Origin of the sequence: Microcystis sp. M53602_WE12 (genome assembly GCF_030065455.1) — a bacterium.
Taxonomy (GTDB): domain Bacteria; phylum Cyanobacteriota; class Cyanobacteriia; order Cyanobacteriales; family Microcystaceae; genus Microcystis; species Microcystis aeruginosa.
On the sequence record NZ_JASJFB010000211.1, the window covers coordinates 1 to 15,586 of the forward strand.

13 protein-coding genes are annotated in these 15,586 nt (G+C 42.1%); 10 read left to right on the forward strand and 3 right to left on the reverse strand.

Annotated elements, in window-relative coordinates:
* Window positions 1–192 precede the first annotated feature (192 nt).
* The 3 genes from PX482_RS07690 to PX482_RS07700 all read left to right on the forward strand — a co-directional run bounded on the left by PX482_RS07690 (window position 193) and on the right by PX482_RS07700 (window position 1,380).
* Window positions 193–408 (forward strand): hypothetical protein, encoded by a 216-nt coding sequence (locus tag PX482_RS07690; RefSeq protein ID WP_043999250.1) that lies wholly within the window; start codon window positions 193–195, stop codon window positions 406–408.
* A gap of 3 nt (window positions 409–411) precedes the next feature.
* The gene (locus PX482_RS07695) at window positions 412–759 is read left to right on the forward strand and encodes a type II toxin-antitoxin system PemK/MazF family toxin (RefSeq protein ID WP_002761227.1); all 348 of its coding nucleotides are present in this window, start codon (window positions 412–414) and stop codon (window positions 757–759) included.
* A gap of 198 nt (window positions 760–957) precedes the next feature.
* Complete coding sequence (locus tag PX482_RS07700; RefSeq protein ID WP_046663438.1) at window positions 958–1,380, forward strand: SufE family protein; 423 nt, start codon at window positions 958–960, stop codon at window positions 1,378–1,380.
* Between the two features lie 4 nt (window positions 1,381–1,384).
* Here the strand turns inward: PX482_RS07700 and PX482_RS07705 are convergent, their stop codons facing one another.
* A complete protein-coding gene (locus PX482_RS07705) occupies window positions 1,385–1,936 on the reverse strand; it encodes a ferric uptake regulation protein (protein ID WP_002737956.1) in 552 nt (183 codons plus the stop codon).
* A gap of 105 nt (window positions 1,937–2,041) precedes the next feature.
* Here PX482_RS07705 and PX482_RS07710 point away from each other — a divergent pair, with 105 nt between their 5' ends.
* The gene (locus tag PX482_RS07710; RefSeq protein ID WP_002761231.1) at window positions 2,042–3,307 is read left to right on the forward strand and encodes a DnaJ domain-containing protein; all 1,266 of its coding nucleotides are present in this window, start codon (window positions 2,042–2,044) and stop codon (window positions 3,305–3,307) included.
* Here PX482_RS07710 and PX482_RS07715 read toward each other — a convergent pair.
* Window positions 3,260–3,874, reverse strand: a complete 615-nt coding sequence (locus PX482_RS07715) for a molybdenum cofactor guanylyltransferase (protein WP_288024686.1) — start codon at window positions 3,872–3,874, stop codon at window positions 3,260–3,262. The two genes, PX482_RS07710 and PX482_RS07715, sit on opposite strands and share 48 nt — an antisense overlap.
* Before the next feature lie 180 nt (window positions 3,875–4,054).
* Here PX482_RS07715 and PX482_RS07720 point away from each other — a divergent pair, with 180 nt between their 5' ends.
* Window positions 4,055–5,389, forward strand: coding sequence for an AAA-like domain-containing protein (locus tag PX482_RS07720; protein WP_288122280.1), 1,335 nt, complete (start codon window positions 4,055–4,057; stop codon window positions 5,387–5,389).
* 14 nt (window positions 5,390–5,403) lie between these two features.
* Here PX482_RS07720 and PX482_RS07725 read toward each other — a convergent pair whose 3' ends face one another.
* Window positions 5,404–5,544: a hypothetical protein gene (locus tag PX482_RS07725; protein WP_196219805.1), complete on the reverse strand. Its 141-nt coding sequence runs from the start codon at window positions 5,542–5,544 to the stop codon at window positions 5,404–5,406.
* A gap of 29 nt (window positions 5,545–5,573) precedes the next feature.
* Between PX482_RS07725 and PX482_RS07730 the strand changes: the two genes are divergently transcribed.
* The 5 genes from PX482_RS07730 to PX482_RS07750 all read left to right on the forward strand — a co-directional run bounded on the left by PX482_RS07730 (window position 5,574) and on the right by PX482_RS07750 (window position 15,498).
* On the forward strand, window positions 5,574–7,406 hold the full coding sequence (locus tag PX482_RS07730; protein ID WP_288023688.1) for a carotenoid oxygenase family protein: 1,833 nt from the start codon (window positions 5,574–5,576) through the stop codon (window positions 7,404–7,406).
* Entirely contained in the window at window positions 7,403–13,555 is a 6,153-nt protein-coding gene (locus tag PX482_RS07735; RefSeq protein ID WP_288122279.1) for an AAA family ATPase, read from the forward strand. The genes PX482_RS07730 and PX482_RS07735 overlap by 4 nt, the downstream gene beginning before the upstream one ends.
* A gap of 101 nt (window positions 13,556–13,656) precedes the next feature.
* Window positions 13,657–13,806 (forward strand): hypothetical protein, encoded by a 150-nt coding sequence (locus PX482_RS07740; protein WP_158499357.1) that lies wholly within the window; start codon window positions 13,657–13,659, stop codon window positions 13,804–13,806.
* 46 nt (window positions 13,807–13,852) lie between these two features.
* On the forward strand, window positions 13,853–14,725 hold the full coding sequence (locus PX482_RS07745) for an ArnT family glycosyltransferase (RefSeq protein ID WP_288096105.1): 873 nt from the start codon (window positions 13,853–13,855) through the stop codon (window positions 14,723–14,725).
* The gene (locus PX482_RS07750) at window positions 14,710–15,498 is read left to right on the forward strand and encodes a hypothetical protein (RefSeq protein WP_288096103.1); all 789 of its coding nucleotides are present in this window, start codon (window positions 14,710–14,712) and stop codon (window positions 15,496–15,498) included. The genes PX482_RS07745 and PX482_RS07750 overlap by 16 nt, the downstream gene beginning before the upstream one ends.
* Window positions 15,499–15,586: the final 88 nt, after the last annotated feature.

Consider the following 15,586-nt stretch of genomic DNA (forward strand, 5'->3'; position numbering starts at 1 on the left):
ACCCTTATATAGAAAGGCATTTAGCGATTTTTGTCAATTGTTTTTTATCTAGAGCGAACTAATCAATTAAGTCTCTTGCCAGATAAGGATTTAGTCGATTTATGCCCCCCTATCGAACCATAACAAGTAACGAAGAGCCTACTTTATTTGGTATCATCAAGTAAGAGAAGCTTGATTTATGTTGGTACAGAAATGATGAATCAAAAAATTACTGCTATTTTCAATGGAGAAGCTTTTTATCCTACTGAAACCTTTAATCTTAAGCCGAATACTAAAGTAAAATTGACAATAGAAACTCAATTAATTGATGAAGAGCAATTGCAAATAATGGCAGATGATGTGGATATTTTAGGAGAAATAGCTACCATTAATCAGGAGTTTATGTTCTCTGAAATGGACGGTTTGTAGAAAATGACTATCGCAAGAGGTGAAATTTATTTCGTTAATCTTAACCCGATTCAAGGAAAAGAGCAAGCAGGAACTAGACCAGTTTTAGTATTATCTATTGATGTGATCAATCAGTTACCCTTAGTGGTGATGGTAGTGGTGGGGACGAAAGGAGAAAATATTCGCCAAGATTATCCGACTAATGTTCGCGTTTCGACTGATGAAAGTGGGCTTCCTTTAGAAATAGTCTTTCTTGGGTTTCAAATTCGTTCAATTGATAAAAATCGCTTCCCCTCGGCACCAGTTGGGAAACTATCCGAAGAAAAAATGCAAGAAATTGAAACGGCAGTCCGATATTGCCTAGGATTGTAAGGAGATTTTATATTTTTGGTACGGCGTTTATCCATAGCTCCTGCAAGGGTGGTATTTCATTGATGCCAATTCTAGCAGATAGCCTCGAGGCGCTCTGACCAAGGTAGTCCTGGCAGCGATAACCACAGCGCGCAACTTCCGCAAGAATGCTAATATAAAAAAGCTATTGGCTAATTTTTTCCTATTTTAACTCGCAATATGCTCCCGTCTAATCTCGATCGCATCGTCGAACGCCTCAAACGTCGTACCGATCCTAAGCAAAAATACGAACAATTACTAGCTTTTGCTAAAAAACTAGAACCAATACCAGAATCTGCCAAAATACCCGCTAATAAAGTTCATGGCTGTGTATCCCAAGTTTATATCACTGCCGACCTCGAAAATGGCCAGGTTTGGTACAAAGGGGATTCCGACGCGCAATTAGTCAAGGGTTTAGTTGCTTTGTTAATCGAGGGTTTAAATGGACTGACTCCCACAGAAATCCTGCAAGTCACCCCGGATTTTATCGAAGAAACCGGTTTAAAAGTCAGTCTTACCCCTTCCCGCGCCAACGGATTTTATAATATTTTCCAATTAATGCAGAAAAAAGCTCTCGGTTTTCAGTTGGGAATGTCCGCTTAGATGTCTAGTTTTCTGGTTCCGGTTCCTTTGATTCGGGAATCTCGCAGTTTTGGAAACGAGTATCCACCAGCGAACGCGTGCAGCCCCAATTACTCGGTATTCCCGACGGCCAACCCATCCGCAAAGCTTCCGGACAGATGGCCATCACCGTTAACTGACAGTCAATTAACTGAAAACCCTCTTTCTCACACTGTTTGAGACTGTGTTTGAGAATGGAATCATTGTTAAATTCGATGGTTTTATTGCACTGAATACAGACCAAATGATGATGGTGGTGGGGATAGGGTTGATTGAGTTCGTAGTGTTTATGACCCTCGGCCAATTCCAACTCCCGCAAAATTCCCATCCGCGACATCAGTTTAACACTGCGGTAAATTGTCGATAAACTAATTCCTTCCCCCCTTTTGTCCAGCAATTCCTGCAATTCTTCGGCGCTGAGATGATTGCCTTTCGGTAAATTCTGGAAAACGTGCAGAATTTTCTCTCGCTGGGGAGTTAAGCGCCACCCCCGCGCGTTGAGTTCCGCTTTCAGGGAGGAAGCAGTGTAGGCAGACATAAGCGATCAACTCTCAATAAAAGCTATTTAATTGACAATGATAGTCGTTTCGGCGAGCCATTGGCAACAATTTTCAGTAGTTGAAAATTCCCCCCGCATTCGAGTATGAAAAATTACTATGAAATCCTGCAAATTCCCCGTAATGCCAGTAATAATCAGATAAAAGCCGCTTTTCGTCGTCTGGCCCGGCAATATCACCCCGATTATAATCCCAATGATCCAGAGGCAGTGACAAAATTTCGGGAAATTGAACAAGCTTATCGGGTTTTGAGCGATAAAAGTCAAAGAAAAGAGTATGATCGCAGTTTATCCCCAGAAATACCCACTTTTAACCCCAGTGCCGAGGATTTTTATCAACAGGGATGGCACTACGCTCAAGAGAAAAATTATCAACTAGCGATCGCATTTTACCAGCAAGCGATCACAATTAATCCGCAATTTTGGCAGGCCTATCTGCAACGGGCGGAAGTTTACTACCATAATCAGCAGGATCGGCAAGTTTTAAGCGATTGTCGGCAAGTTTTGCAGTTAAAACCCGATTGTTCCCAAGCTTACTATTACCTCGGTTTATCGCGTCAACGACTCGGTTACACCCAATCCTCCCTAGAAGCTTATAGAAAAGCAATCGCCATTGACCCAGATAACCCCCAATTCTATTATCAAAGAGGATTGGCTCTAGAGGAACTCTCGGAACTGCCGGCAGCACGAAAGGATTTCCAAATAGCGGCCAAGAAATTCAAGCAACAGGGAAATTTTCGCCGCTATCATGCCATTGCAAATAAATTAAGAGACCCTCATAAAAGTTATCGACAACGGCAATCGATCAAGTGGTCAAAAACTCTTTTTATTGTTTTTAATTTGCTGAAAATCTCTTGCTCATCTTTGCTCAAACCCAAGACCGGTCTAGCAGAGGCTTTTTTAAAGCTTAACCGTAATCAGGCTTTGGCTACGGGTGTATTGGCAGCAATCATCAGCAGTTTTTTCATCGCTTTTACTTGGCAAAACTGGACAGTTAAATCTGATTTTTTGCTGTTATTAGGCTGGGCAGTATTTCCTTTTATTATTCTGACTTTATCTAGTTGGTTAGGCAGAAAATTAAGTAATAAATATGGTAGTCTCACCGGCGATATATTTTTAGGTGGCTTGATAATTTTGCCCTTTTCCCTCGTCATTTTGCTCACTTCCTATTTATCCATAAATGGCGATATTGTCGGCGCAATTATCGGTGTAACCGGCGGTTATCTAACCGGAATGCTCTACTATGGTTATCGCCATTTATCCAACATTCCTTGGCCGATCTCTTTACTTTTACTCCCTTTTGTGCTAGGGTTTCTTACTGTCAACATCTGGGGAGTTTATTATTATCTCTAAATCTTCCGGGGTATTACAGTTAAATAAAATCTCGGAATTATCGATGATTAATTCCTCCACCACGGAGACATTTAACCATTTTTGAAAAGAAGTTCCCCCTTGCTGAATATAAGTCTGCAAAGATTCTAAACAACGACGATGATAGAAACCACAGAGAGGCTCCCAACGAGAGCCGCGGCGGGGAACCAAAGCGATGGCATTTTCTGGTACAGTGGCTAATAATCTTGACCATTCTTGCATAATTGGAGGCGTTAGTAAAGGTAAATCGCAAGCGAGCAATAAAACCCAATCGGTTGATACAAAAGTTAATGCCAAGGCAAAGGCCAATAAAGGCCCCCTAGTGGGAAGCGGTTCCTTAATTATCCGGCAGTATTGGGGAATGATCAGTTCATAACGTTCTGGCCAAGGCGTAATCACAGACACTTGCACCGCACAATCTTGGGCAATTAAACAAGTATTCTCTAGAAAAGAGAGACCCTGAAAAGATAACAATGCTTTATCTCGTCCCATACGGGAACTTTGACCACCAGCCAGAATTAACGCCGTTAAAGCCGGAAAATCACCCATAATAACTTATATTCTCCTCTGCCTAAGTAGGGTTTGCGGCAAAAAGTTTGTTGGTGGAGTCAGGAGTCAGTTATCAGTTATCAGTTATCAGTTATCAGTTCACTGAGAAAACTCCCCACACCCCACACCCTACACCCCACACCCCATACCCTACACCCCACACCCTACACCCCACTTCTTATGAGAGATTCCATATCGGGCTATCTAAGAGTACAACAACACTGCCTCAATCAAGTTAAATTAGCCGTGAGAAAGCAGGGCTTTAGCAGTCAACGCTCCTTAGCTAAAGAAGCTGAATTTAGTCTGGCTACTGTCAGCAACTTCCTGACTGGTAAACCGGTAGAACAAGCCACTTTTGCCCAAATTTGTCGTCGATTATGCCTCGACTGGCAAGAAATCGCCGCCCTGAATTTTCAGCTAACAGCACCCCCTCAAGACAAAATTCTGGTTAATTCTCCATCCAAGAGCGAAAAATTGGACACATTACCCCCCTATCCCAATGGGGCAGTTCCCCTTGGTTCCCCATTTTATTTAGAACGTCTTCCCCTCGAAGAACAGATAAGGCAGGAAATCAAGAAACCGGGGGCTTTAGTGCGGATAAAAGCCCCGAAAGAAATGGGCAAAACTTCCCTACTTTTGAGAATGCTCGATTTTGCCAAACAGCAAGGCTACCGCACGGTGAGTTTGAACTTAGAACAGGTGGATCAGACGATTTTGGCTGATTTAAACCAATTTTTGCGCTGGTTGTGTGCCAATGCCGCCCGTCAACTACAGTTAAAACCGCAATTAGATGAGTATTGGGATGAGGATTTAGGCAGCAAGATTAGCTGTACGGTTTACATTCAAGACTATCTGCTTGAATCGATTACCGCCCCCATTGTCCTCGCTCTCGATGAACTTAATCAGATTTTTGAACATCCCCAGGTGGCCAAGGATTTTTTACCGCTGCTGCGTTCTTGGTACGAGGAAGCCAAAACCCTACCTATTTGGCAAAAACTCCGTCTTATCGTCGTCCATTCCACGGAAATTTATGTTCCCCTGCAGCTCAATCAATCCCCCTTTAACGTGGGATTCCCCGCACAGTTAAGTCATTTTAGTCTTGAGGAGGTATTACAATTAGCCCAACGTTATCAACTCACCTGGGAAAATCAGGAAAAAGTCAAACAATTGATGGAGCTAGTGGGAGGACACCCGGCTTTGGTACAAACTGCCCTCTACTATCTCAGTCGGGAGGAAATAACCATGACGCAAATATTAACCAGTGCCACCTCCGTCACTGGGATTTATGCCCATCACCTGCGACGCCATTGGGCGGTATTAGAACAACAGCCTGAACTAGCAAAAGCCCTCGATCGGGTGATGAGCGCGGTGGAACCCGTACAATTAGACCCAATTCTCGCTTACAAACTCAGCAGTATGGGACTACTCAAACAATCAGGAGATAAAGTAGTACCAGGCTATGAATTGTATCGACGCTATTTTTTAGAGGTGAAATCCTCTATCAGTTATCAGTAAACAGTAATCAGTAATCAGTGAGGGTGTGGGGTGTAGGGTGTGGGGTGTAGGGTGTGGGGGGAATAAATAAAATAATCTCCTATCTCCTGACGACCGGCTCCTATCTCCTGAATCCTATCTCCTGACGACCGACGACCGGCTCCTGACCCCACCAACAAACTTTTTGCCGCAAACTCTACTTATTATGAATATGTCAATCAAAGATACTGTCCAAAATACTGTCAACGTTAGTAATTTTAGTCGCTCGCAACTAGGTCAACCGGATGAGAACAATTTATATCAAGCAGTCGCCACAGTTACCGAGGGACATTGGCCGGAAAATCTGTCGGGATACGTTTTTATCGTCTGTCCTTTTCATAGAAAAAATGACCGTCATTTGTTCTCTGGCGAGGGTGTAATTATTAAATGGGACTTGCAAGGGAAAAATAATCAAGTTAATGTTTACAGTAAAAAACTGAAAACCTGGGATAGTTTTTGGCGAAAAGTTTTACCGATATTTAATATTAGTCAAGCCACTTTTCCTGCCGTGGTCAGCATTTTGGGTTGTTCAGAAATAGCGAATACTGCTATAGTTAAACTAGAAAAAGTTTCCGAAAATGAACAACTAGAAGAAACCAGATTAATTCTCACTGCCGATGCGGGACGTTACTGGGAAGTGGACCCCGTTTCCCTTGATACTATCACTCCGATTGGTTATTTTGACCAACATATTGTTTCCGTGCCTTTATCTTTTTTCCCAGTCCTAGAAAATACCGCTCATCCCTTCTACGACAAAAAAACCAAAGAATTTATCACCTGTGAATTAAAGCTAAAACTTGTATCGGGAGGTATGTTAAAAGACTTAGATAAATCGGCGTATATTGTTCTTTGGGATCAACAAAAACAACTTAAACCCTGGAAACTACAGGGAGCTATCCTCGATGGTAGTCCCCATTCGGTCATCGTCACCGAAGATTATATCATGATTCCCGATATGCCTTTTCAGATGGGAGTAGCCAAACTATTAGGTATCAGAATCAAGCCTGAAGAAACCTATCCGAAAACTCAAATTTATCTGGTTAAACGTCAAGACCTCAAGGAAGAAGAAACCACCGTTCCCTCGCAATTAATTACCTTCAATGGCGACAGTTATCACTTCCTTTGTAATTACCATAGTATCAACGGTCAAATTCATCTGGTGGCCATCCAAAACGCCACTATTAGTTTAACCGAAGCGATCGAAAAAGACGATATCCAACATTTTACCGGTCAGGGTTATCCTCCCGAATACCACGGCATTCCCTGGATGTTTTCCTTTGACCCCGGAGTGCTGCGCAAAGTGGTTATCAAAGATGCCAGGGTGATGAGCGAACAAGCTTTCATCCATCCGGGGTGGTTCTCTACCACTCTCTACACCGCCGACCCGCGGGAATTGGAACAGGGATACAGCGCTATTTATCAGGTTTATGCCGGTTATGTGCGCGAATTAATCTGTCGTCGTCAGTATATGGATTTTCGCGACCAAAGTAATCGCATCCTCAGGGATGCCGAACTTCCCTGTCATGACTTGCCCTCGGTATTAGCCAAGGTTCCCTTCGATAAGGATTGGAATCAGTTAACTGAACAGATTAGCCAAGAAAAAAATGCCAGTGATACTCATGTATCACATTTAGGTCGGGAACTACTGGATTTTTATGTTTGTCCCGATGGCTATATTTTAGATAGCATTCAGTTTATTCCCCAAGAACAGGGCTATCTATTTACGACGGTTTTAACCCCGACCAGAGTATTAGAAGCTTGGTTATTTAACCCTGACAATCTCAAGGGCGGACCGATTGCTAAACTGAGTTTGCCGGAAGATGTTCACTTTGGTTTTACCTTGCATTCCGAGTATTTCGAGCAAGTGCTGCCTTCTCCCCGTCCTTCCGTCTCACAGGTAAATCGAGTCCTGTCAGCCTTGCGGAGTCTTGTTTTAGTTCCCGTAGAATTTTTCTTGGGGAGACCCGCAGCCATTTACAATCGCCAAGTAAAAAAATGATTGTTCTCAACGGATACGACATTCTTGCCCAAATCTACGAAAGTGTTAACTCGGAAGTCTATCGGGCTATTCGCACCGCCGATAATCAACCGGTTATGCTCAAAATCCTCAAGCAAGAATATCCCACCGCACAACAACTAACCCACTACAAACAGGAGTATAAAACCATCTGCGGCCTGAACTTCGAGGGGGCGATTAAAGCCTATGGTTTAGAAACCTACCGCAGAACTCCCGTGATTATTTTGGAAGATTTCGGGGGTATATCCTTAAAAAAATGGCTAGAGGGCAAACCCCTGGCCTTAAGGGACTTTTTAAGCCTTGCACCCCGAATAGTGGCTAATTTAGAGAAAATTCACAACGCCAAGGTTATTCACAAAGATATTAATCCTGCCAATATAGTTCTTAACCCCGAAACCGGACAAATTAAAATCATCGATTTTGGCATTGCCAGCGTCCTGCGGCGGGAAAATCCGGGGCTAAAAAATCCCAACGTTCTAGAGGGGACTTTAGCCTATATTTCTCCCGAACAAACCGGACGGATGAATCGCAGTCTCGATTACCGCACGGATTTTTATTCCTTGGGCGTTAGCTTCTACGAACTTCTCACCGGACAATTACCTTTTCGGGCTAAAGATGCTTTGGAATTAGTTCACTGTCATCTGGCAAAACAACCTCTGGAGATTAATAGTCTCGTCAGGGAGAAAATTCCCCCGGTGGTGGAGGCAATCATCAGGAAACTGATGGCTAAAACCCCCGAGGAACGATACCAAAGTGCCTACGGTATTCGGGCAGATTTAGAAGAATGTTTAAGACAACTAGAAACAACGGCTAAAATTGAGGATTTTGTCATCGCTGGGCAAGATCTAGCCAATCAGTTCCAAATTCCCCAAAAACTCTACGGTAGGGAGGCAGAAATCGCCACTCTCCTCACTGCTTTTCAACGGGTAGCCACCGCAGATAAAAACTCCTCTCACACCGAACTGATGCTAGTTACGGGTTATTCTGGCATGGGTAAAACCACCCTAGTTAGGGAAATTTATCAGCCAATTACTGAAAAACGCGGCTTTTTTATCTCCGGTAAATTTGACCAATTTCAGCGCGATACTCCCTACGCTGCCGTGGTTAGCGCTTTGACTCATCTTGTCAAGCAACTTTTGGGGGAAAGTCAGCCACAACTGCAACTATGGCGACAAAAACTCTTAAAGTCTTTGGGGGCGAATGCACGGGTTATTATTGATGTGATTCCTGAACTAGAATTAATTATCGGTCCACAACCAGAGGTGTTACAATTAGGAGCGATCGCTACTCAAAATCGCTTTAATTTAGTCTTTAAAAATTTTATTCGGGTCTTTTGTTCCCCGGAACACCCCTTAGTCATCTTTCTCGATGATTTGCAATGGGCAGACTTGGCTAGTCTCCAGTTAATAGAATTAATTATGCTCGATGGCGATATGGACTATTTGTTTTTAATTGGCTCCTATCGCAGTAATGAAATTAATTCCACCCATCCCCTAACCGCTACTCTCGATAAATTAGAGCAGGGGGGCATAATTATCAATCAAGTTATTTTAAAACCTCTGGGTCTTGAACAGGTCAATCAGTTAATTGCTGACACCTTAAATCATTCACCCGAATATGTGCAATCTTTGTCCGCTTTAGTCTGGCAAAAAACCCACGGGAATCCTTTTTTTGTCAATGAATTTCTCAAAACTATCTACTGGGAAAATTTGCTATTTTTCCAACCGGGGCAGCAAACAACCACTAAAACCGATAATAATAGGGGTTATTGGCAATGGCATCTCGGCCAAATTCAAAGGATTGGTAGTACTGATAATCTGATTCAATTTATGATGGGCAAAATGCAGAAATTGCCCCCCGAAACCCAGGAAATTTTAAGTTTAGCCGCTTGTCTTGGGGCAGAGTTTAATTTATATAGTCTGGCAGTAATCTCTGAAAAATCACCTCCAGAACTTTTACCAATTTTAACTTCTAGTAGCGAAGCTGGTTTAATTATTCCCCTCTCAGAATTGGATGAACAATTACTGATTCAAGAATATAAATTTGCTCATGATCGCATTCAACAAGGAGCTTACGCTCTCATCGAAGACAGCAAAAAATCTTTAATTCATTTGAAAATTGGTCGCCTACTTTGGCAGCATACTGCCGCCAATGAATTATCGGAAAAGATTTTTAAAATAGTCGATCATCTCAATCTTGGTTATCGACTAATTAGCGAGGAAAAAGAACGAGAGTCAGTGGCTAACTTGAATTTACTAGCAGCCCAAAAAGCCAAAGCCGCTAATGCCCAAACTGGAGCCTTAAAATATATTAAAATCGCTCAAAAACTTCTCAAAAAATCAAGCTGGAAAAATAACTATCAACTGACTTTAAATATTTATTCTGAAGCCACAGAAATCGCCTATTTAAGTGGGAACTTTGAGCAGATGCAACGCTGGGCTAATCTCGTATTAAAACAGGCAAAAACAACCCTAGATAAGGTGAAAGTTTATGAAGTCATCATCGAAGCCTATCACGCCCAAAATCAAGAACTAAAAGCGGTAGAAATTGGTTTATCCGTCCTCAAAAGCCTAGATTTCGAGATTCCTGAATCCTTACAATCATCAGATATTCAAAAAGAACTAACTAAAACCAGACAAAAATTAGCGGGTAAAAATATCAAAGATTTAATTAATTTACCGCCGATAAATGAAGAAGAAAAATTAGCAATCATGAAGATAGCAAGTGCCATATTTTCTCCTGTTTATATTGCCGCCCCTCATCTCTTACCCATCCTAGTATCAAAACAGGTTAACTTATCAATTGAATACGGCAATAGTTATCTAGCGGCTTTTACTTATGTCAATTATGGCTTAATTCTTTGTGGTCTTTTAGAAGATTGGGAAACGGGTTATCAATTTGGACGATTAGCTTTAAACATTGCTGATAAATTTCATGCCAAAGCCCTGATGCCGAAAATAATTGCCGTCTTTTCCGCCACTATTAGTATCTGGAAAGAACCGATTAAAAATTCCCTGTCCTTGTTAAAATCTTCCTATCAAACCGGTTTAGAAATGGGCGATCTCTACTACGGAACAACCTGCGCCTATCTTTACTGTTTTCATTCCGCCTTTATCGGACAGGAATTAACCGAATTAGCCCAAGAAATAGCTAACTATGATCTGGCTTTTGTTAAGCTCAAACAAGAAAACCCCCGCAACTATCTAAAAATCTATGGTCAAACAGTTTTAAATCTGCTGAGGCACTCGGAAAATCCCGGTCATTTAGAAGGACAGTACTATCAAGAAACTCTTATGTTACCGTACCATCTAGAGGCTAATGATCTCTTCGGTCTCTGTGCTTTATTTGTTAATAAATTATACCTTTGTTATCTATTTGGACAGTACGAACCAGCCATTGAAAATGCTAACCAAGCCCAAAATTATCTAGGGGGAGCTACCGCTACTTTATTGATTCCTCTGCATAATTTCTATGATTCCCTCGCCCATTTAGCTATTTATAATCATCTGGACAATGACCAAAAACAGCAAGTATTAGAACGAGTGACGAATAATCAGAAAAAGCAACAGGAATGGGCCAATCAAGCCCCCTCTAACTATCTCCATAAATTTTATTTAGTGGCAGCGGAAAAGGATCGGGTGCAGGAATCCTATCTAGAAGCCATAGAAAACTACGATCTAGCCATCGCTAAAGCCAGGGAAAATGAATACATTAATGAAGAAGCACTGGCTAACGAACTAGCGGCGAAATTCTATCTCGATTGGGGTAAAGTAAAAATTGCCAAAACCTACATCAATGAAGCTGCCTATCTCTATTCTCTTTGGGGAGCAACAGCTAAAGTCAAAGATATAGAAAGCCACTATTCTCACTTAATGGTCAATAATTATGGTTCCAATTCCCTGACCGAAACCACGAGAACTACCACCAGAAAAAATTCAGTTAGTCATGCGGGAGAACTGTTAGATTTAGCCACGATTATGAAAGCATCCCAAGCCATTTCTAGTGAGATAGTTTTAGATCAATTACTCGCCACCCTGATGAAAATTCTCATCGAAAATGCTGGGGCGCAGCTGGGCTATCTTATCCTAGAAAGCGGCGGACAACTATCGATCGAAGCCTCCGGTTCAGTGCAGGAAGATAGGGTGACAGTCTTTAAATCTAATGCGATCGAAGAACATCTTCCCGTCTCAATTATTAACTATGTGGCCCGGAGCGGTCAAACCGTTCTTAATAACGATGCTGCCCATCAGGGCAATTTTAGCAACGATCCCTATATTAAAATCCATCAAACCAAATCGCTGCTTTGCACACCCCTACTCGACCAAGGACAACTGCGGGGAATTGTCTATCTAGAAAATAATCTCACCGTCGGGGCTTTTACCCAAGAAAGATTGGAAGTGCTGCAACTGCTCTCTAGCCAAGCTGCCATCGCAATTACTAACGCCAAACTCTACGCCGAAATCAAAGCTAAACAGAGACAACTAGCGCAATTTTTAGAAGCCATGCCGGTGGGGGTATTCGTCCTCGATGCCGACAGTCAACCCTACTACGCCAATCAAACCGCCCAGGAGATTTTAGGAAAAGAGATAGTTAATATCACCACGGCTAATCAGTTGGGGAAAACCTATCAGTTATATCAAGCTGGAACCGATCGATTGTATCCCACAGAATACCATCCGATTGTCCGAGCTTTAAGGGGGGAAAAAAACACGGTGGATGATATAGAAGTTCACCAAGGAGAGAAGATTATCCCCCTAGAAGTGTATGCCACGCCCGTTTTTGACGAAAAAGGAGAAATTATCTATGCGATCACCGCTTTTACCGATATTAGCGAACGAAAACAGGCGGAAGCGGAACGGATTCGCTTTACCCAAGAATTAGCCGAGTATAGCCGCACCCTAGAACAGAAAGTGCAGGAGCGCACCCTGGAACTCAGCCAAACCCTAGAAATTCTCAAGGCCACCCAAGCAGAATTACTGTTTGAAAATGAACTGCTCAGAAGTACCGAAGAATCTAGCACCTTTGACTACCAAGTGGGGGGCAGTTTGCCTATGGATGCACCCACCTACGTGGTCCGCGCCGCCGACCGTTATCTCTATAAAGCCCTCAAACGGGGCGATTTTTGCTATGTTCTCAATCCCCGTCAAATGGGTAAGTCTAGTTTAATGGTACGCATGATCGACCACCTCCAACACGAGGGGGTCTGTTGCGCTCCCATTGATTTAACCCGCATCGGCAGCGAAAATGTCACTCCCGACCAATGGTACAAGGGGATAGCCTTCGAGTTAGGGCGACGTTTTGGACTGCTCAAAAGGGTCAATCTCAAAGCTTGGTGGCAAGAACGGGAAGATGTCTCGGCAGTACAGCGCTTGGGCGAATTTATCGAAGAAGTGTTATTGCTGGAAGTGGGGATCGTGGAAGGTTCTCCCCCGAAACCGATCACGATTTTTATCGATGAAATTGATAGCGTTTTGGGCTTAAATTTCGCGGTTAATGACTTTTTTGCCCTGATTCGTTCCTGCTATAACCAGCGTGGTTTTAACCCGCTCTATCGGCGTTTGACCTTCGCTTTCTTCGGTGTTGTCACCCCCTCCGATTTAATTACCGACCACCAAATCACTCCTTTTAATATCGGTCATTCGATTCAATTGGAGGGTTTTAAGGAACACGAAGCCCAGCCTTTACTGCGCGGATTGGCCGAGAAAGTTAGTAACCCGCAAACTGTCTTAAAAGAAGTCTTTGCTTGGACAAACGGTCAACCTTTTCTGACCCAAAAACTCTGTCAGTTAATTCGCACCGCCGCCTCGCCGATTCCCCCCAATGGTGAGGCCTCCTGGATTGAGGACTTGGTACAGAAGAAGATCATTGACAATTGGGAGGCTCAGGATGAACCGGAACATCTGCGGACTATTCGCGATCGGCTTCTCAACAGTCATCGCTCCCAGTTGCTCCTGAGACTCTATGAACGGATTTTAAGGGAAAAAGAGGTGATTGCCGAGGATAGCCCTCCAGAAAAAGAGTTACTTTTATCGGGGTTAGTGATCAAAGACCAAGGCCGGCTGCGGGTCCATAATCCCATCTATCGGGCCATCTTTAACCTCGATTGGCTGGGTTGCAGCTCAAATTTGTAGAAATATCCACTACAGAGCAATTATTGGGACTTAAACGCTCAATACAGATCACATCGATTATAATCGCTACAGAGTCGGCACTTGACGTTGAGAGATTGGCAATGAAACAGACAACCCCCTCCGAGTCAGAGATAAATGAAGCTTACTTCGCCATGTTATCTTGGTGTTTTGTGCCTAAATTTCCCCGCAAGTCAGCCCCCTGTCTCGGCCAGTGCGAGTCGCTATTCTCGGAGCAACACGAGCAGTCGTGACTAAATTACTCGAATTCCGCTATTTTCCTTTCGTAAGATTAGAGCCATGAACAAAACAGATGTAATGAGTTGGATTTATTTTAGTCATCCAAAAAAAGCTGATATTGTCAATATTTTAATAATTATTGCCATATGGACTGTGATGGTAATTGTCGTCAATCCTTTGGGTAATTTTCCTCTTAATGATGACTGGGTTTATGGACTGGCAGTAAAATCGATTCTGGAGAAAGGTGATTTCCGCCTTCCCAGTCCAGCCCATGCTAACCTATTTTTTCAAGCCTTTTGGGGAGCCTTATTTTGCCTTCCTTTTGGATTTTCATTTACTGCATTACGCTTCTCAACTTTAACCTTAGGATTAATCGGTGCGATTGGTACTTATGGACTGCTTAGAGAAGTTAATGCCAATCAGAAAATCTCTTGGTTGGGCGCTTTGCTGATAGTGGTTAATCCTCTATACTTTGGATTAGCTAACAGCTTTATGACCGACGTTCCTTTTCTGGCTTTAAGTATCCTATCTTTCTATTTTCTGATCAGGGGATTGAAGCGGGAATCAACTATGGAAATTATTCTCGGTATTTGCCTCGCTTATATCACGATTTTAATCCGTCAATACGCAATTATTATTCTTTTATCATTTGCCCTAGCATACTCGTTTAAACAAAGATTTAAATTAAAAATTTTATTGGGCAGTTCCCTGATATTTTTATCAGGAATTTTACTACATGAACTGTATCAAAAATGGCTTTATTCTACAGGACGCATGCCTTTAACAGCAGAGAATACCCTGACTATAATAGCAGAGAAGGTATTGATAGCTATAGGAAAATTAGATTTCGGCAACCACATTTTAATGATTTCAATTATATACCTGAGTTGTTTAGTCTTCCTTGCCCTAGCGATCTTTTGGACAAAAAATTAAAAATTTTGTTGGGCAGTTCTCTGATGGTTTCCTTGGTAATCTTACTCTATAAATTGTATCAACAATGGCTTGAATCTAAAGAGCGGACTCTTTTAATAATGGAGAATGTGTTGATGAATATGCAAAAATTAGATTTTGGCAACCATATTCTAATTATTTCAATTGGTTGTTTTATTTTCCCATTCATAGCGATATTTTTTTCTGGGAAATTTAAGGAAATATCGCGCCAACACCAAAGAATAACGCTCTTAGCTTTATCTAGCTTTTTTGTTGTCGTGATGGGTAAATTGATCCAGCAAGGCAAAACTATGCCCTTCATCGGTAATGTCCTAGTTTATTTTGGCTTAGGCCCTTTAACCCTTCGAGATACTTATATCTTGAAGGTAAATTATCCCCCCTATTCCCTTGGCTTAAAAATATTTTGGTTGATGATGACGGCGATTGGTGTAGTTGGAGCGCTTTTATTGCTTTACTATTTATGCTCAGGGATATTGCAAACCTTTTCTGAATCAGAAAAATGGTTGAATTTACTAATAATTTCTGCGATATTAGTTTATCTTTTTCTTTTGGGAATAAAGTATGCTTTTGATCGTTATTTTTTGCTGCTTGTACCATTATTTATGGTCCTTATAGTAATTTTAAACAAGGACATTGCCGAACGAGATATTGGCAAAAAAATAACTGCTTTTGCCTTGACAATGATCTTTATTTGGGGCGGATTTACGGCTCTTCGGTTTGTGTTATGCAATGGACGGGGGTTATATTGGATGTAACCCTTATATAGAAAGGCATTTAGCGATTTTTGTCGATTGTTTTTGATCTAGAGCGAACTAATCAATTAAGTCTCTTACCAGATAAGGA

Excerpts from the sequence above, each read along its gene's own strand:
- PX482_RS07690 (WP_043999250.1), top strand. The coding sequence starts at position 193 with ATGATGAATCAAAAAATTACTGCTATTTTCAATGGAGAAGCTTTTTAT.
- PX482_RS07695 (WP_002761227.1), top strand. The coding sequence starts at position 412 with ATGACTATCGCAAGAGGTGAAATTTATTTCGTTAATCTTAACCCGATT.
- PX482_RS07700 (WP_046663438.1), top strand. The coding sequence starts at position 958 with ATGCTCCCGTCTAATCTCGATCGCATCGTCGAACGCCTCAAACGTCGT.
- PX482_RS07705 (WP_002737956.1), bottom strand. The coding sequence starts at position 1,936 with ATGTCTGCCTACACTGCTTCCTCCCTGAAAGCGGAACTCAACGCGCGG.
- PX482_RS07710 (WP_002761231.1), top strand. The coding sequence starts at position 2,042 with ATGAAAAATTACTATGAAATCCTGCAAATTCCCCGTAATGCCAGTAAT.
- PX482_RS07715 (WP_288024686.1), bottom strand. The coding sequence starts at position 3,874 with ATGGGTGATTTTCCGGCTTTAACGGCGTTAATTCTGGCTGGTGGTCAA.
- PX482_RS07720 (WP_288122280.1), top strand. The coding sequence starts at position 4,055 with ATGAGAGATTCCATATCGGGCTATCTAAGAGTACAACAACACTGCCTC.
- PX482_RS07730 (WP_288023688.1), top strand. The coding sequence starts at position 5,574 with ATGAATATGTCAATCAAAGATACTGTCCAAAATACTGTCAACGTTAGT.
- PX482_RS07735 (WP_288122279.1), top strand. The coding sequence starts at position 7,403 with ATGATTGTTCTCAACGGATACGACATTCTTGCCCAAATCTACGAAAGT.
- PX482_RS07740 (WP_158499357.1), top strand. The coding sequence starts at position 13,657 with ATGAAACAGACAACCCCCTCCGAGTCAGAGATAAATGAAGCTTACTTC.
- PX482_RS07745 (WP_288096105.1), top strand. The coding sequence starts at position 13,853 with ATGAACAAAACAGATGTAATGAGTTGGATTTATTTTAGTCATCCAAAA.